Here is an 18,502-nt window from a genome sequence, read left to right as displayed (position 1 = left end):
GCCGCCCGGGGCAGGGGGCGGCGTGGGACGGGGGAGACCGATGGCCCGCCGAATCCCCCCGACTTCCATTAGGTAAGCCTAACCTTAACACCTGAAGGTCGGTGGGGCGCCCCCGTCCCGAGGAGAGGGTCAGCGGTGCTCTCCTCGCAGCGCGCGGTCCAGGACCGGACCGATGACGGCCAGCGCCGCGGGGCCGGTGAGGTCGTCGTGGTGGTGGTCGACCGGGGTGTCGATCACCCGCCCGTCGACGTACTCCTTCCACAGTTCGGCGGTGATCCCCGAGCCCGGGTCCCGTCGCGCGACGGCGGAGAAGAAGTGCAGGTCACCGCGGAAGACGCGGTAGTCGGCCCGGTACATGACCTCGTTGGTGTACACGCGGGCGCGCACCACGCGTTCGATGGTCTCGGCGTCGAAGTCCGACCACACCCCGTCGCCGTCGCGCAGGAACTCCACGACGTCCGCGCGCCGGTAGGGCGGTGTGAGCCACGAGGGGAGGTCGCGTCGGGCGCCGGAGAGCAGGAAGTCGAGCGCCTCCTGTTCGGCCTCGTCGTCGGTCATGGCCCCGCCCGCCCGGCGGACCGGTTCGGAGTCGGTGGGGTAGGTGTCGAGCATCCCCAGGAAGTCGACCCGCTCCCCCTCGGACTGGAGGAGGGTGGCCAGGCCGTGCGCGATCTGACCGCCGAAGGACCAGCCCACCAGGTGGTAGGGGCCGCTCGGCTGGACGGTGCGGATCAGCCGCGCGTACCGCTCCACCAGCGCGTCCATGGTGGGCGGAAGATCGTCCTCGCGCAGGCCGGGGAACTGCACGCCGACCAGGGGGCGTTCCCTGTCGACGTAGGGGGCCAGTCCCGCGTAGGACCAGCTCAGTCCGGCCGCCGGGTGGAGGCAGAACAGGGGCCGGCGGCGTCCGCCCTCGCGCAGGCGCAGGATCGGCGCGAGTAGGTCCTCACGACGCGGGGACTCCAGGTAGTCGCGCAGGCGGGCCACCGTGGGCGCCGCGATGAGGTCGCCCGCGCGCAGCCGCTGCCCGGTGCGCTTGCGGACCCTCCCCACCAGGCGCATCGCCAGGAGGGAGTGGCCGCCCAGGTCGAAGAAGTCGTCGTCGAGGGTGACGGGGTTGTCCGCCCCCTCCGGCAGGCCGAGGACGGCGGCGAAGTCGTCGGCCAGGGCGCGGTCGACGTCGTCCCGGGGCGGACGTCCCGCCGCCCCCTGGTGGGCGGGCGCGGGCAGGGCGGCGTGGTCGAGTTTGCCGTTGACGGTCAGGGGCAGCCGGTCCAGGGTGACCAGGACGGCGGGGACCATGGCGTCGGGCAGGGAGTCGCGCAGCTCCCGGCGCAGGGCGTCGGTGTCGATCCCCTTCCCGGTTCCGGGGACCAGGTAGCCGATCAGCCGCTTGAGGCCGGGGGTGTCCTCCCGCACGGTCACGGCCGCCTGAACGACGTCGGGGTGCTCCTCCAAGGCGGAGACGACCTCGCCGGGTTCGATGCGCACCCCGCGGATCTTCACCTGGTCGTCGATCCGGCCCAGGTAGTCGATGAGCCCGTCCTCGTCCCACCGCACCAGGTCGCCGGTGCGGTACATCCGGGCCCCGGGAGCTCCGTAGGGGTCGGCGACGAACCGCTCGGCGGTCAGGTCGGGGCGCGCGGTGTAGCCGCGGGCCAGGCCGACCCCGGTCACGTACAGCTCTCCGGGGACGCCCGGGGCGACCGGCCGCAGCGCGGTGTCGAGGACGCGCACGTCGGTGTTGGCGATGGGGCGTCCCACCGTGGGGGTCGCGCTGTCGCCGGTGCCGCCGCCGAGGGTGTTGATCGTGTACTCGGTGGGCCCGTACAGGTTGTATCCGAGCACGCCGTCGGTGTCGCGGAGCCGATCCCAGACGGTGGGGGTGACCGCCTCGCCGCCCAACAGGACGAGTGGCGGGCGGTGCCGTTCCTCCCTCCCGGTCGTGTCGCCGAGCAGACCGTCGTCGAGGAGCTGACCGCAGTAGGAGGGGGTCACGTTGACGACGTCGATGTCGTGCTCGGCGCAGTAGGAGACCAGGGCGGCGGAGTCGCGACGCAGTTCCTCGTCCATCAGGTGCACCTCGTGGCCGTCGATCAGCCACAGGAGCTCCTCCCAGGACATGTCGAAGGAGAACGAGACGGTGTGCGCGACCCGCATGACGCGGCCGCCCTGTTCGGCCACCACCGGGTCGAAGATCTCGGCGCGGTGGTTGACCAGCATGTTCACCAGCCCCTGGTAGGGGGTCTCCACCCCCTTGGGGCGACCGGTGGAGCCGGAGGTGAAGATGACGTAGGCCAGGTGGTCGGGCCGGTGCTCGACGGGCGGGCGGGGCACCGTGAGGTCCACCCACCTCAGATCCGCGCGGGTGGCCGGGTCGTCCAGGTACAACCGTCGGCCGTCGCCCTCGGCCTCGTCGGGCAGGTGTTCGGCGGCGCGGGCGGTGGTGACGGTGACCAGGGGCGCGGAGTCGGCGATCATGTGGCCGAGCCGCGCGGCCGGGTGCTCCAGGTCCAGGGGGACGTAGGCGGCGCCGAGCTTGAGGACGGCGAACAGCGTCACCACCCAGTCGGCGGAGCGGTGCAGGGCGATCGCGACCCGTGCCTCGGGCCCCACGCCCAGGTCGGCGAGCAGGCGGGCCAGGCGTTCGGCGCGCTCGTCCAGTTCCGCGAAGGTGAGGCGCTCCTCCCTGGTCACCAGGGCGACGCGTTCGGGTGCGCGGGCCGCGGAGGCCTCGAAGAGCGCGGCCGGGGTGGTGTCGGGCAGGGCGAGCCGTCGCCCTTCGCCCAGGGCGAGGCAGGCCTCTCGGGTCCGGGTGTCGAGCGGGTCGAGGGCGGAGACCGGGGCGTCGGGGCGGTCGGCGATCCCTTCGAGCAGCCGCGTCACCCGGTCGTACAGTTCGCGGGCGGTCTCGGCGGAGACCACGTCGGTGCGGTGGGCGAGGCTGAGTCGGAGCTCGTCGCCGGGCTGGACGACGAAGGTCAGCGGATAGTGGGTGGCGTCGTTGCCGGTGACCGACTCCAGTCCGGTGCGTTCGCGCACGTCCCGGTAGCGTTCGTCGTCGCGCGGGATGTTGCGCTGGACGTAGAGGGTGTCGAAGAGACGCCGGCCGCCGACGGCGCCCTGGATGTCGGCCAGCCCCACGTGGTGGTGGGCCAGCAGGTCGGCCTGTTCCCCCTGGATCCGGACCAACAGGTCGCGGACGGTCTCGGCGGGTCGGACCCGGACCCGGACCGGCACGGTGTTGAAGAAGACGCCGACGATGGAGTCGACCCCGTCGATCTCGGGCGGGCGTCCCGAGACGGTGCTGCCGAAGACGATGTCGTCGCCGCCGGTGTGGGAGCGCAGGGCCAGCCCCCAGGCCGTGAGGAAGAGGGTGTTGGGGGTGACGCCGAGTTCCCGGGCCAGAGTGGTGAGCCGGTCGGCCAGGGCGGGATCGACGATCCCGTCGACGGTGCGCGGCATGATCGTGGTGTCGCCGCCCTCCCCCGCCGAGATCAGGGTGCCCTCGTCCACTCCGTCGAGGGCGGAGCGCCAGGCCTCCACCGAGCTCCGGCGGTCCTGACGGGAGAGCCACACCAGGTAGTCGCGGTAGGGGCGGGGTTCGGGCAGACCGCTGTCGTCCCCGCCGCGCAGGTACAGGTCCATCAGCTCGGCGTTGTAGAGCTCGCCCGACCAGCCGTCCATGACGATGTGGTGGAAGGTCAGCAGGAGGACGTCCCGCCCCTCGGGCAGGTGGACCAGCACGTGCCGGATCAGGGGCGGGCGTGCCAGGTCGAAGCGGCGTTCGCGCTGGGCGACCCGTAGGTGGTCCAGGCGGCGGCGCGCCTCGACCACGGGCAGGTCGGACAGGTCGGTCTCGTTCCAGGCCGCCGGGACCCGCTCGGGGACGAACTGGACCGGACGTTCGACCCCCTCGTGCATGAACCCGGCGCGCAGGGCCGGGTGGCGTCGCAGGAGGGCGTCGGCGGCGGCCCGCAGGGCGGTGGCGTCGACGCGGCGGGTGAACTCGAAGACGTTCTGGACGGTGTAGACGTCCAGGTCCACCTCGTCCTTGACGGAGTGGAACAGCAGCCCCTCCTGGAGGGTGGCCAGCGGGAGCACGTCCTGGATCCGCCCCGGACCCTCGGCGCCGGTGTTCATGGGGTTCTCCTCGGTCGATGACGGTGGTGGATGGTGGGCCGGGCGCCCCTGGGGCGGGGTCATCCCTGTTCCCAGAGCCGCTGGAGGTCGTCCATCTCCCCGGCGTCCAGGAGCCCGGCGAACTCGTCGCCGGGTTCGGGGCCCGGTTCGGGCTCGGCCGGTTCGGAGACGGTGCCGGCGGCGTGCGCGGCGAGCCGTTCGGCGGTGCGATGGATGAACACGTCGCGGACGGTGAACTCCAGACCGCTTGCCCTGGCCCGGCCGACGAGCCGGATGGAGGTGACGCTGTCGCCGCCCAGGGCGAAGAAGTCGGCGTCGGCTCCGACGCTCTCGGGTTCCCTTCCCAGCAGGTCGGCGATGGCCGCGCACAGGAGACGTTCGGCGTCGGTGGCCGCGCCTCTGCCCCCGACCGGGAGGGGTTCGGGTTCGGGGAGGGCCCCGCGGTCGACCTTGCCGTTGACGCTCAACGGCATCCGGTCCAGGACGGTGAGGGTGGCGGGCACGGCGGCCGGCGGGAGCGCCGAGGCGAGTCGGCCCCTCAGGTCGTCGGTGTCCGGGCGCGTTCCCGGGACCGGGACCAGGTAGCCGGCGAGCGTCGCCGCGCCGGCGGCGTCGGTACGGACGGTGACGGCGGCCTCGGCCACCCCGGTCAGGGCCCGCAGTACCGCCTCGGTCTCGGCCGGTTCGATCCGTACCCCGTTGATCTTGACCTGGTCGTCCGAGCGGCCGAGGTGGACGAGGGAGCCGTCGTCCAGCCGTCGCACCAGGTCGCCGGTGCGATAGAGCCGGGAGCCGGGCGGGCCGTAGGGGTCGGCGACGAAGCGGGAGGCGGTCAGGTCGGGACGTCCGACGTAGCCGCGCGCCACCTGGACGCCGCCGAGGTAGAGCTCCCCCGGCGCTTCGGGGGGCACCGGGCGCAGGGAGTCGTCCAGGACGTGCGCGGTGGTGTTCCAGACCGGCCGGCCGATGGGCACCGTCCCCGACGGGTCGCCGAGGTCGAGGTCCGGCGCGCCCGGACCGGTGGCGCCGTGGGCGGTGACGTCGATGGCGGCCTCGGTGGGGCCGTAGAGGTTCTCCAGGCGAACGGAGGGCAGGGCCGCGCCGAGGTCCCGCGCCAGATCCAGGGTGAGGGCCTCCCCACTGGCGATGAGCAGCCGTAGATCGGGCAGACCGGTCGGCGCGGTGGCGAGTTCGTCGACGAACAGGCGCAGCACGGCCGGTACGAAGTGGCAGACCGTCACCCGTTCGCGGGCGAACAGGTCGATCAGTCGGGCGGGGTCGCGGTGGTCGTCGGGGCGGGCGACGACGATCGACGACCCGGTGCTCAGCGGCCACAGGAACTCCCAGACCGACACGTCGAAGCCGACCGGGGTCTTGTGGGCGATCCGGTCCTCGGGGGTGAGCCGGTAGGCGCCCTGGGTCCACTCGATCCGGTTGGCGATGGCCCGGTGCGAGACCCCGACCCCCTTGGGGCGGCCGGTGGAACCGGAGGTGAACAGGACGTAGGCCAGGTGTTCGGGGTGGGGGGCGGCCCAGGGCAGAGGGTCGAGCGCGGCCGCGCGGGCCCGGGTGTCGGGGTCGTCCAGTTCGATCCGGACCACGGTGTCGGGCAGGTCGGCGAGCGCCCCACGCCGTTCGGAGGTGGTCAGGACCAGGGTCGCCCCGGCGCGCTCGGCCATGTCGGCCAGGCGGGCGGGCGGATGGTCCAGGTCCAGCGGCAGATAGGTGCCGCCGCAGCGCAGCGCCGCCACGATGGCGACGATCAGGTCGGCGCCTCGGGGCAGCGCGACGGCGACCACCGTCTCGGCGCCGGCGCCGTGTTCGGTGAGCAGTCGGGCCAGTCGTGCCGCCTCGGTGTGCAGTTCTCGGTAGGTGAGCGAGCGTTCGGCGGAGACGACCGCCGTCCGGTCGGGGTGGGCGCGTTCGGCCTCGGTGAGCGGGGCGAGGGCGTCGGTGTGCTCGGTGGTGTGCCGGGAGGTGTCGGGGCCGGGGAGCGCGGCCCGGGCGCTCGGGGCGATCAGGTCGAGGGCGCGTACGGGGCGGTCCGGGTCGGCGAGGACCTGATCGAGCAGGTGGAGGACGAGGTCGAGGAGTCCGCGGGCGATCGTGGTCGGTACCGCCTCGTCCCGGTGGTCCAGGTACAGGAGGGTGTCGTCTCCCCCCTCCTCTCCCGGCGTCACCGTGAGCGTGACCGGATAGTGGGTGGCGTCGCGGACCCGGATCCGTCCGGCGCGCACACCCGCGTGGTCGCGTCCGGTGACGGCCTCGTCCAATGGGTAGTTCTCGACGACCAGGAGGGTGTCGAAGAGGGTGCCGTGTCCGGTGGCGCGTTGGATCTCGGCCAGGCCGGTCCACTGGTGGTCGAGCAGGTCGGCCCGGTCGAGGTGGACCCGGGTGAGCAGGTCGGAGAGCGACTCGGCCGGGTCGAGGGCGATCCGGACCGGGAGGGTGTTGGTGAACAGGCCGACGGTGTCCTGGGCTCCGGGGAGTTCGGAGCCGCGGCCGGAGACCGGTTGGCCGAAGACGACGTCGTGACGGCCGGTGTGGGTGGACAGGGCCAGCGCCCACACCGTCTGGAGGACGGTGTTGACGGTGACGCCCTTCTCGGCGGCCAGGGAGCGCAGCCTCCGATCGAGGTCCGCCCCCAACGGTGCCCGGATCCGGGTCGGGCGCGGGGGGACGGCGGGAGATCCCGGTTCCTCGGTCGGGTGGCCGTGGGCGGGGGCGATCAGGGTGGGTTCGGTCAGCCCCTCCAGGGCGGTGGACCAGGCCCGACGTCCGGCCTCGTGGTCGCGTGAGCCGATCCAGGCCAGATGGTCCCGGTAACGGGGTGCTGATGGAAGAGCGTTACCGTCGCCGTCGGCCGCGTACAGTCCGAGCAGGTCGCGGGCCAGGATCGGCAACGACCAGCCGTCGAGCAGGACGTGGTGGGCGGTGATCACCAGCACGAGGCGTCCCGGGCCGGTGGTGAGGGCGTGGAAGCGCACCAGTGGCGGGGCGGCCAGGTCGAAACCGCGCCCGAACTCCTCCTCCGCCACCCCGTCCTCGGCCCGTGCGGGGGCCTCCTCCGTGCTCAGGTCGGTGTGCGTCCAGTCGAGTTCGGTGACGGCCGGGACGAACTGGACCGGCCGGTCGAGTTCCTCGTACAGGAACCCGGCCCGCAGGTTGGGGTGACGGGTCAGCAGCGCGGACGCCGCCGTGCGCAGCCGTTCCGGGTCGACCCGGCCCAGGAGTTCCATCCTGAGCTGGATCCCGTAGGCGTCCCCCGCTCCCCCGCTCAGGGCGTGGTGGAACAGCAGCCCCTCTTGGAGGGGGCCGAGCGGCAGGACGTCGGCGATCGCCCCCGGGGAGGGCGTGGTGGTGTCGGGGTCGGTGGGGCGGGTCATCGCCGCTTCCTCCACATCGATTCGATCTGGTCGAGCTGTCCGGGGGCGAGGGAGATCAGCGGTTCCTCGGCCGTCTCGGAGAGGGGCGTGGGCGCGGCGGGTGCCACGGGGTCGGCGACGGCGGCCAGATCGGCGACCACCGGGTTGCGGAAGACCTGCCGTCCGGTGACCACCCAGCCGGCCCGGCGGGCGCCGCCGACCAGGCGCAGGGTGAGGACGCTGTCGCCGCCCAGGGCGAAGAAGTCCTCGTCGGCGCCGACCTTGTCCAGGCCCAGGACCTCGGCGTAGACCTCGCAGAGCGCGCGTTCGGCTTCGGTGGCGGGGTCGCGTCCGGTGTCGCGGACCGTGGCGGTCTCGACGGTGGCCGGGTCGGGCAGGGCGTTGCGGTCGATCTTGCCGTTGGCGGTGAGCGGCAGGGCGTCCATGATCACGAAGGAGCTCGGCACCATGTAGCCGGGCAGACGGGTCGAGAGCTCGGCCCGCAGCGAGGAGACGTCCGCCTCTCCGCCGGCGGTCAGGTGGGCGACCAGGCGTGAGTGACCGTCGGCGTCCTCGCGGGCGGTGACCACGGCCTGGCCGACCCCGTCGACGGCGGCGAGCGCGGTCTCGATCTCGCCGAGCTCGATCCGGAAACCGCGTACCTTCACCTGGAAGTCGGCCCGGCCCAGGAAGTCCAGGGTTCCGTCGTGGTTCCATCGGGCCAGGTCTCCGGTGCGGTACATCCGCGCTCCGGGTTCGGCGGCGAACGGATCGGCCACGAACCGCTCCGCCGTCAGGTCGAAGCGGCCGAGGTAGCCCAGGCCCACACCGGCGCCGGCGATGTACAGGTCGCCGGGGACCCCGGGCGGGACCGGGCCGAGGTCGGCGTCGAGCACGTACACCCGGGTGTTGGCCATCGGACGGCCGATGGTGACCGGACGGTCCGCGTGGACCGGGGCGGCGGTGGACCAGATGGTGGTCTCGGTGGGCCCGTAGACGTTGACGACCTCCCGGGCCGCCTCGGTCAGGGTGTCGGCGAGCGCCGGCGGCAGGGCCTCGCCACCGACCAGGACCCGCAGGCCGGTCAGGGCTTCGGGGTCGGTCTCCGTCAGCATCCGCCACAGGGTGGGGGTGGCCTGCATGACGTCGATCCGGCCGTTCCGGAGGAGTTCGGCCAGGGCCGCCCCGTCGCGGACGGTGTCCCGGTCGGCCAGGACCACCGTGGCCCCGGACAGCAGCGGCAGGTACAGCTCCAGGGCGGAGATGTCGAAACCGACCGTGGTCACCGCGAGCCAACGGTCTCCCGACGCGAGGGGCACCCGGTGGGCCATGTCGGTGAGGAAGTTGGCCAGGTTGCGGTGGTCGATCAGCACCCCCTTGGGCCGTCCGGTCGACCCCGACGTGTACAGCACGTAGGCCGGGGCCGCCGGGTGGACGGCCGTCCCGGTGTCGTCCGCGCCGTCGTGGGGTACGGCCGCCGTCTCGGCCGGGACGGCGTCCAGGTCCAGGACCGGGGTGGTGACACCGGCGGGGGCCTCCACTCCCCCACCGGTGAGCAGAAGGACCGCTCCGGAGTCGTCCAGCATGTAGACGATCCGGTCGGCCGGGAACCCCGGATCCAACGGCAGGTACACACCGCCCACCCGCTGCACCGCGAGCAGGGCCGCGACCAGATCCACCGACCTCGGCAACGCCACCGCCACCACCCGCCCGGCGCGCACCCCACGGGCGCGCAACAGAGCGGCGATCCGATCGACCCGCGCGTGAAGGTCCGCGTAGGTGTGGGCGCCCTCGCCGTCCTCGACCGCCACCGCGTCGGGCTCGTCGGCGGCCCGATCGGCCACCGCGTCGCAGGGGCGCGGCGCGGTGATCGCGGTCGAGGTCCGGTTGAAGCCGTCCAACACCCGGGCGCGCTCCTCGGCGCCGAGCACGTCGAAGGCCCCCAGAGCTCGGTGCGGATCGGCCGCGACCTGCTCCAACAGGGCGACGAGTCGGGCCGCCAACCGATCGGCCGTGGCCGTCTCGAACAGGTCGGCGGAGTGGTTGAGCGCCACCCGCGTCCCACGCCTCGGATCCTCGATGTAGGCGAACTCCAGGTCGAAGCGGGCGGTGTCCAGCGGCGTCTCGACCAGGTGGGTGGTCGAACCGAACAGGGCGTCGACGCCCTCGGGCCTGCGCTGGTAGGACACCATCGTCTGGAACAGCGGGTGCCTGCTGACCGAGCGTTCCGGACGCAGCGCCTCGACCACCGTGTCGAAGGGGGCGTCGGCGTGGGCGAAGCCGGCCAGGTCCACCTCGCGCGTCCGGGCGAGGAGTTCGGCGAAGGTGGGCCGGCCGGACAGGTCCAGCCGCAGCACCAGGGTGTCGAGGAAGAAGCCGACCACGTCCTGGAGCCCCTCGTCCGCGCGATCGGCGACCGGGCTGCCCAACGGGATGTCCTCCCCCGCGCCCATCCGGTGCAGCAGGGTGGCCACGGCCGCCTGGACGACCATGAAGACCGTGACGCCGTGCTCGGTGGCGAGCGCGCGCAGGGACTCGTGCAGTTCGGGGGCGACCTCCACCTGAGAGAGTCCGCCGCTGTGCGAGGGGGTCGCCGGCCGAGGCCGATCGGTGGGCAGGGCGAGTTCGTCCGGGATCCCCTCCAGGTGCCGCCGCCAGTGGTCGAGGGCGCGGGAGAGCCGGCTGTCGGGGTCGGCGGCGTCGCCCAGGCGTTCGGCCCGGGCCGCCGCGTAGTCGGTGTAACGGAAGGGGAGGGGCGCCTGATCGGGCGCGACCCCTCGTGCCCTGGCCCGGTAGGCCAGGTCCAGGTCGGACAGCAGCGGACCGAAGGACCATTCGTCGGCGGCGATGTGGTGCAGGACGAGCAGCAGGACGCAGCCCTCTCCCACCCCGGGGCCGGTGAGCAGCCGGACCCGCAGAGGGGGGCGTGCGGCCAGGTCGAAGGGGAGGGCGGTGATCCGGGCCAGTTCCTCCTCGAAGGGACGGTCGACGTGCTCGGCGGCCACGTCGACGGCGTCGGCGGGCAGGAGGCGCGGCACGGGCGTGCCGGGGTCGTCCGGATCGACGTCGATCACCGTGCGCAGGACCTCGTGGCGCTCGGCCAGGTCGACGACGGCCGCGCGCAGCGCGTCGAGGTCCGGCCGATCGTGGACGCGCACCGCCAGGGGCACGTTGTAGGCGCCGCCGGACTCGTGGACGCGGTCGATGAGCCAGAGCCGGTGCTGGGCGTGGGACAGGCGTCGGGGCTCGCCCTCCGGAAGTCGGACGATCGGGGCCCCGGCCCCGGAGGCCGTGTCGGTGACCCTTCGGGCCAGGGCCGCGGCGGTGGGCGCCTCGAACAGATCGCGCACCCCGACGTCGGCGCCGAGCAGCGAGCGGACGCGGGCGACCACCCGGGCGGCCAGGAGGGAGTGCCCGCCCAGGGCGAAGAAGTCCTCGTCGGGACCGACCCGGTCGCGGCCGAGCACCTCGGCGAGGACCCCGCAGAGGATCTCCTCGGCGGCTCCGGCCGGGGCGCGTCCGTGCCCGAAGACGTGGCCGGAGGCGGCGGGGTCGGGCAGGGCCTTGCGATCGACCTTGCCGTTGGCGGTGAGCGGGAGGGAGGAGAGGACGGCGATCGCGCCGGGCACCATGTAGTCGGGCAGGCGTTCGGCGAGGTGGGCGCGCAGGGCCACCGTGTCGAGGCTCGGGTCGGTGGGCCCGGCCGGGCCCGTGGGGACGACGTGGGCGACCAGGTGGGAGGAGCCGGAGGCGTCCTCGTGTGCGGTGACCACCGCTCGGGCGACGTCGGGTGACGCCTCCAGGGCGTTCTCGATCTCTCCGGGCTCGATCCGGAAACCGCGTACCTTCACCTGGAAGTCGGCCCGGCCCAGGAAGTCCAACGTGCCGTCCGTACGCCACCGGGCCAGGTCGCCGGTGCGGTACATCCGCGACCCGGGCCCGCCCGAGAAGGGATCGGCCACGAACCGCTCCGCCGTCAGGCCGAAGCGTCCGAGGTAGCCCAGGCCCACACCGGAGCCGGCGATGTACAGGTCGCCGACCACGCCCACGGGGGCGGGGCGCAGCGCGGCGTCGAGCACGTACACCCGGGTGTTGGCCATGGGTCGGCCGATGGTGACGGGGCCGTCGGTGTCCAAAGGTGTGGTGGTGGACCAGATGGTGGTCTCGGTGGGCCCGTAGACGTTGTGGGCTTCGATCGAGAGTTCGGCGAGCCGGGCGGCCAGGGGTTCGGGGACCGCCTCGCCGCCGACCAGGACCCGCAGCCCGGCGAGAGCGGACGGGTCGTGCTCGATCAGGGAGCGCCACAGCGACGGGGTGGCCTGCATGATCGTGGATCCCGAGCGGGTGATCAGTTCGGCGAGCGGCCGGGGGTCGCGGACGGTGTCCCGGTCGGCCAGGACCACCGTGGCCCCGGACAGCAGCGGCAGGTACAGCTCCAGGGCGGAGATGTCGAAGCCGACCGTGGTCACCGCGAGCCAACGGTCGCCGGCCTCCAAGGGGAGGCGCCGTCCCATGTCGGTGAGGAAGTTGGCCAGGTTGCGATGGTCGATCAGCACCCCCTTGGGCCGTCCGGTCGACCCCGACGTGTACAGCACGTAGGCGGGCGCGTCGGGGCGCGGAGTCTCGGCAGGGACGTAGGCGCCCTCGAACGTCCCGCCCTGGGAGGCGATCTCGTCCAGGTCCAGGACCGGGGTGGTGACACCGGCGGGGGCCTCCACTCCCCCACCGGTGAGCAACAGCACCGCCTCGGAGTCGTCCAGCATGTAGACGATCCGGTCGGCCGGGAACCCCGGATCCAACGGCAGGTAGACGGCGCCCACCCGCTGCACCGCGAGCAGGGCGGCCACCAGATCCACCGACCTCGGCAACGCCACCGCCACCACCTGTCCGGCGCGCACACCGCGGGCGTACAACAGAGCGGCGAGGTCGGAGGTCCAGGAGTCGAGTTCGGCGTAGTCGTGCTCGCCCTCGGCGTCGATCACGGCGATCGCGTCGGGGGTCCAGCCCGCCTGGTCGGCCACCGCGTCGCAGGGGCGCGGCGCGGTGATCGCGGTCGAGGTCCGGTTGAAGCCGTCCAACACCCGGGCGCGTTCGGCCGAGGTGAGGGTGTCGACCTCGGCGACACCGAGGCCGGGCCGCTCGACGATCCGGCCGAGGACGGTGCGCAGCCGTTCCAGGAGCGCGCCGGCCCGGCGGGCGTCCACGGCGTCGGGGCGGTGGCACAGCCTGAGGTCGAGGGTGCGGCCGGGCAGGACGTTGATCGAGATCGGATAGTGGGTGGCGTCCTCGACGCGGACGTCGGTGAGGCGGACGCCCGCGTAGTCGCGGTCGGCCAGCGCGTCGCGATCGGGGAAGTTCTCGAAGACCAGGAGCGTGTCGAAGAGCGTCCGATGACCGGACAGCTCCTGGGTCCGGGTCAGGCCGGTGTGGTGGTGTTCGGCCAGGGCCGCCTGCCGGCTCTGGAGTCCGGTGAGCAGGTCGGTCAGGGACAGGTCGGCGCGCGGGTGTACCCGGACGGGGATCGTGTTGATGAACAGGCCCAGGGCGTTCTCGGCTCCGGGCAGGTCGGTCGGGCGACCGGAGACGGTGGTGCCGAAGACGACGTCGTCGCGGCCGGTCTCCGAGCCCAGGACCAGCGCCCAGGCGGCCTGGACGACGGTGTTGGCGGTGACGCCCAGCGCGCGGGTCAGGCCGGTGAGCCGTTCGGTCTCGGCCGGGGTGAGCGAGGCGTACAGGATCCGCTGTTCCTCACCGCCGTGGGCCGAGGCGTCGGGGGCGACGAGGGTGGGTCCGTCCAGGTCGGCGAGCTCCTCGGCCCAGGCGCGGTCGGCGGCCTCGTAGTCGCGTTCGGCCAGGTGGGCGAGGTGGTCGCGGAAGCCGACGCGGGGTGCCGGGGTCTCCGGGTCGGCGTAGTGGGCGAACAGCTCCCGCAGGAACAGCGGGGTCGACCAGCCGTCGAGGAGGGTGTGGTGGTCGGTGACCACCAGGTGGTGCCGGTCGGAGCCCGCCTTGACCAGGGTGAAGCGCATCAGCGGCGGCCGGGACGGATCGAAGGGGGTGGCGATCTCCTCGGAGCGCAGCCGTTCCAGCGCGTTCTCGGGGTCGGTGGCCTCGGTCAGGTCGACCTCCCGCCAGAGGGGGTCGAGTTCGGCCGGGACGAACTGGACGAGTTCGCCGTCCTGGAGGTGGAAGCCGGCGCGCAGGTTCGGGTGCCGTTCCATGAGCAGGGCGGCGGCGCGGCGCAGGCGTCCGGGGTCCAGGTCGCCGTCGATCCGGGTGGTGGACTGCGCCGTGTAGGCGTCGTGTCCCGGACCGTGGAGGCTGTGGAAGACCAGACCGGCCTGGAGTTCGGTGGCGGGCCACAGGTCGGACAGCCGTGCCCGGGGATCGCCGTGGGTGTCGACCCAGGCGCGTTCGACCTGTTCGATGCGGGTCCGGTCGATCGATAGGAGCGGCACGTCGGAGGGGGTGAGCGTGTGCGGCCCGGGGTCGGCTGCGGCCTCGGCGAGGGCGGTCAGGGCGGCGGTGAGGTCGTCGGCGAGGCCGCGTACGTCCTCGAAGGTGTGGACGCCGGGCGCCCAGCGCAGGGTCAGGTGCAGGCGGACGCCCTCGGGACCCTCCTGGGCGACGGCGCCGATCTCCAGGCCGTGGGTGAGCGGACGGTCGGGGTCCTCGCCGAGCATGACCCGGGTGGAGACGGGAGCGGACTCCCAGGGCTGTGCGGCGGGGGCACCGAAGCGGCCCAGGTAGTTGAAGAGGACGTCGGGTCGGGCCCGGTCGGCCAGGCGGGGCGCGGTCTCGGGGTTCAGGTGCCGCAGCAGGCCGTGGCCGAGGCCGTGCCCCGGGGTGGCGCGCAGGGTCTCCTTGACCCTCTTGAGGGTGCCGGCCGGATCGCCGTCGGGGGTCAGGGCCACCGGGTGGGAGGTGGTGAGCCAGCCGACGGTGCGGGACAGGTCGGTGGGCGCGGTGAGCAGGTCGCGCCGTCCATGCCCTTCCAGTTCGACCAGCAGTCGGCGGCCGACCGCGAGGGTCAGACCGGCGAGCAGGACCTCTTCGGGCCCGACCCGATAGACCGGGCCGATGCCGGTGAGCACCCGATGGGTGAGGTCGGGGTCGAGTTCCACGTCGAGGGAGCGCCGGGTGGCGACCCGGTCGACGTCGGGGTCCAGGTCGCGGGCGCCCAGGCGGCGGTGCCGGGCGGGGTCGGTCTGGTCGAGCCAGTGGTCGAGTTCGGCGAGCCGTTCGGGCCGGCGGGCCTCCTCGTGGAGCAGTCGGGTCCAACGGCGCAGCGAGGTGCCCGCCCCGGCGAGCCGGACGGGACGGCCGGCGCTGAGAGCGGCGACGGCCTCGGCCAGGTCGGGGCCGATCACCCGCCAGGACACCCCGTCGACGGCCAGGTGGTGGACCTGGACGAGCAGTCGTCCCATCCGGTCGGGTCCGGCGTCGAACCAGACGGCGGTCAACGGGTGCCCCTCGGAGAGGTCGATCCGGGTGTGGGCCTCGGCGGCCTGGGTGACGATCTCCTCGGTCACCTGGTCCTCGGACCGGTCGGCGACGTCCACCCGGGTGAGCGGACGGTGCTCGCGGGTGTCCTTGGCGGGCAGGACCTCCATCGCCTCGTCGCGGACCCTCAGGCGCAGGGCGCCGTGGTGGGCGATGACGGCGCCCAACGCCTCGGCGAGGATCTCCTCGGTCAGCCCGGCCGGGGTCCACAGCACCTGGGACTGGGTGAAGCGGGTGCCGGGGCCGCCCTGGGCGAGATGTTCGATGGTCACGGCGGTGGGCTCCACCGGACCGACCGGGTCGTCGGCGATCCGAGGCGCGAGGGGCGAGGTCGTGGCGCGGGCGGCCAGGCCCGCGGCGGTCGGCGCCTCGAACACGTCGCGCACGGTCAGGCCCAGTCCGGCCGCGCGGGCGCGGTTGACGACCTGGATGGCGAGGATGCTGTCGCCGCCCAGGCGGAAGAAGTCGTCGTGGGGGCCGGTGTCGGTGCCCAGGGTCTCGCGCAGCACGCCGAGCAGGGTGTGTTCGGCGGGGGTGGCGGGTTCGGCGGGGTCGCCGGTCGGGGCGGAGGGTTCGGGCAGGGCGGTGCGGTCGACCTTGCCACTGGAGTTGAGGGGCAGCCGGTCCAGGACCATCGCCCGGGAGGGGACCATGTGGTCGGGCAGGCGTTCGGCCAGGTGGGCGAGTAGTTCCTCTTCGAGGTCGCGGCCGGTTCGCTCCCCCTCGGTCGCCACCACGTAGGCGATCAGACGCGCGGTGCCGTTCGCGCTCTCGCGGACCACCGTGGCGCACTGCGCGACCCGGGGGTGGGCGGCGGCGACCGCGTCCACCTCGGCGGGTTCGACCCGGTATCCGCGCACCTGGACCTGGCCGTCGTCCCGCCCCAGGTAGGCGACGGTGCCGTCCTCGCGGACGAGGGCGCGGTCGCCGGTGCGGTACATGCGGGTGCCGGGAGGGCCGTAGGGGTCGGCGAGGAAGCGTTCGGCGGTCAGGTCGGGACGGCCGACGTAGCCGCGGGCGAGCAGCTCGCCCGCCAGGTACAGGTCTCCGGGGACCCCGCGCGGTACGGGCCGCAGGGCCGCGTCCAGCAGGTGGGCGCGTACCCCGGCGACCGGTCGGCCGATCGCGGTGTCGGGGGTGTCGGCGACGTCGCAGACCAGGGCGTCGACGGTGTTCTCGGTGGGGCCGTAGAAGTTGAGGGCCCGCGTACCGGGCAGGGCGCGCAGCCGGTCCCACAGTCCCTGCGGGCAGGCCTCGCCGCCGAAGGTGAGCAGGGCGGGGGCCCGGTGGAGTTCGCCGGAGTCCAGCAGCCCCCGCAGGTAGCTCGGGGTCAGGTCCAGGTGCTCGATCCGGTGTTCGTCGACGTAGGCGCCGAGCCGGGCGTGGTCCAGAAGGATCTCGGTGTCGATCAGGTGGAGTTCGTGGCCGTGGACCAGGCCGAGGAGGCTGTCCCAGGAGGCGTCGAAGGTGAAGGAGCCGGTGTGGCCGACCCTCGCGCCCTCGGGCAGATGACGGTACAGGTGGTCCCGCTGGGTATCGGCCAGGGCTGACAGGGAGCGGTGTTCGACCACCACGCCCTTGGGCAGCCCGGTGGAGCCCGAGGTGTGGATGACGTAGGCGGCCGATCGGGGGTCGGGCGCCGGAAGCCGGCCGGTGCGCTGTTCGGCGAGCGCCTCGCGGACCTCGTCGGTGTCGAGTTCGAGGAGCCGCGCCTCGGCGTCCTCGGGGAGCCGGTGCGAGGTGGTGGAGTCCGCCAGGACCAGGGCGGGCCGGGCACTGTCCAGTACCCGGGCGATCCGGTCGACGGGGTGGTCGGGGTCCACGGGTGCGTAGGCGGCTCCGGCGCGCAGAACCGCGAAGAGGGCGATCACCAGGTCGACGGAGCGGGGCAGCGCCAGGGCGACGGTGTCGCCGGGGCCGATCCCGGAGTCGCGCAGCAGGTGGGCCAGGCGGTCGATCCGGTCGACGAGGTCGGCCCGGGTGAGTCGGAGATCCCCATGGACCAGGGCGGTGGCGTCGGGGGCGAGGTCGGCGGAGCGGAACAGGGTCTCGGTGACCGGGGCCCGCTCGCCCGGGGCCGGCGGCGTGGCCGGAAGGAGGTCGGTCGGGGCGACGGTGTCCAGCGCGGCCAGGCGGGTGGTGCCGTTCGCGCCGGCGAACCCCGCGAGGAAGTCGGCGAACCCGGCCAGGAGGGCGCGGGCCCCGGCCTCGTCGTAGCGGGCGTCGTTGGCGTTGGCCTCCAGGACCAGACCGCCCGCGGCCGGACGGTAGACGGACACGGCGATGTCGTCGACCGGCCCCTCGGACAGGTTGGTGGTGGCGGCGGCCGCCCCGTCGAAGGTGAGCGTGTAGTCGAAGAGCTTGACGTTGATCTCGGGTCCGTACAGGCCGAAGCGGTCGCCGACGGCGGCCAGGTCGCGGCGGAGCCGTTCGGACCGGTAGCGCCCGTGGGCGCGCAGGTCGCGTTGGGCGGCGGCGGTGCGCTCGACGACCTCGGCGACGGTGAGCGTCGAGTCCACGCGCAGGCGCAGCGGCAGCACGTTGACGACCATGGCGGGGGTGCGCAGCCCCACCGTTCCCACCCGACCCATCGTCGGGGAGCCGAGCAGTAGGTCGTCGGCCCCGGTGAGACGATGGGTGTAGGCGGCGAAGGCCCCCACGAGGGCGTCGGCCCAGGTCGCGCCGTGGGCGGCGGACAGCGAGTCCAGCGCCTCGGCGACGTCGGCTCCCACGGAGAGGCGCGCCCTCAGGAACGAGGCGTGCGGCGCGGGCGGAGCCGAGGACCACAGGGCCGGTTCGGGCCGGTCGGCCATCAGATCGACCCAGTGGGCCCGGTCCCGCTCGTGACGCTCGGAGGCCTCGTACCGCTCCTCGTCGGCCACGAGGTCGGCGAGCCTTCCGAAACGGGAGGCCGGGACCTCCTCCCCCCGCCCCAGCCGGGTGTAGAGGTCGGCGACGCGTCGGGCCATCATCGTGATGGCGTAGGCGTCCACCGCCAGGTGGTGGTAGCGCTGGACCCAGAACCAGCGCGCGTCCCCCACTCGCAGCAGCGCGAACCGGTGGAGCGGCCCGACCTCGGGGTCGACCGGCCGTTCCCGGTCGGCGCGCATCCACTCCAGGGCCCGCTCGCGCGCCGCCTCCTCCCCGTCGTCCTCGCGCAGGTCGAGGACGTCCGGGTCACGAGGGGGCCCGGACCCGATCACCTGCGCGGGCCGGTCCCCATCGACCACCACCCGCGCGCGCAGGGCGTCGCTCTCCTCGACCAGCGTCCGCAGCGCCTCGACGAAGCGGTCCACGTCCAGGTCGGTGGGGATGTCGGTGTACTGGCCGACGTTGAACACCGGGCTGTCCGGTGCCGTCCGCTGTGCGTACCAGACACCGGCCTGGGCGCCGGTCAGGCCCACGGGGGCATCGTGAAGGTCGGCCATGGGTCGGGCTCCTCGGAAGGGTACGGGGGTCGGGGCCGGTGGGGCGGGGTGAGAGGGGGCGGC

At 73.7% G+C, this 18,502-nt stretch carries 3 protein-coding genes; all 3 read right to left on the bottom strand.

Translation table 11 applies throughout. From position 1 onward, the window contains the following. Nucleotides 1–129 precede the first annotated feature (129 nt). From D451_RS0122130 to D451_RS0122120, 3 genes are read right to left on the bottom strand one after another with little or no spacing between them, the layout of a single operon-like run. Nucleotides 130–4,143 carry an amino acid adenylation domain-containing protein gene (locus D451_RS0122130; protein ID WP_026125273.1) on the bottom strand — a complete coding sequence of 1,338 codons (4,014 nt, stop codon included), beginning with the start codon at nt 4,141–4,143 and terminating at the stop codon, nt 130–132. A gap of 59 nt (nt 4,144–4,202) precedes the next feature. After that, the gene (locus D451_RS0122125) at nt 4,203–7,529 is read right to left on the bottom strand and encodes a non-ribosomal peptide synthetase (protein WP_017536016.1); all 3,327 of its coding nucleotides are present in this window, start codon (nt 7,527–7,529) and stop codon (nt 4,203–4,205) included. Further along, on the bottom strand, nt 7,526–18,439 hold the full coding sequence (locus D451_RS0122120) for a non-ribosomal peptide synthetase (protein ID WP_026125272.1): 10,914 nt from the start codon (nt 18,437–18,439) through the stop codon (nt 7,526–7,528). Before D451_RS0122120 ends, D451_RS0122125 begins: the two co-directional genes overlap by 4 nt. Nucleotides 18,440–18,502 lie beyond the last annotated feature (63 nt).

Origin of the sequence: Nocardiopsis alba DSM 43377 (genome assembly GCF_000341225.1) — a bacterium.
In the GTDB taxonomy this organism is placed as follows: Bacteria; Actinomycetota; Actinomycetes; order Streptosporangiales; family Streptosporangiaceae; genus Nocardiopsis; species Nocardiopsis alba.
This window is presented reverse-complemented; position numbering and strand designations above follow the sequence as displayed.

Coding starts and splice junctions, on each gene's coding strand:
- D451_RS0122120 (WP_026125272.1), bottom strand. CDS start 18,439: ATGGCCGACCTTCACGATGCCCCCGTGGGCCTGACCGGCGCCCAGGCC.
- D451_RS0122130 (WP_026125273.1), bottom strand. CDS start 4,143: ATGAACACCGGCGCCGAGGGTCCGGGGCGGATCCAGGACGTGCTCCCG.
- D451_RS0122125 (WP_017536016.1), bottom strand. CDS start 7,529: ATGACCCGCCCCACCGACCCCGACACCACCACGCCCTCCCCGGGGGCG.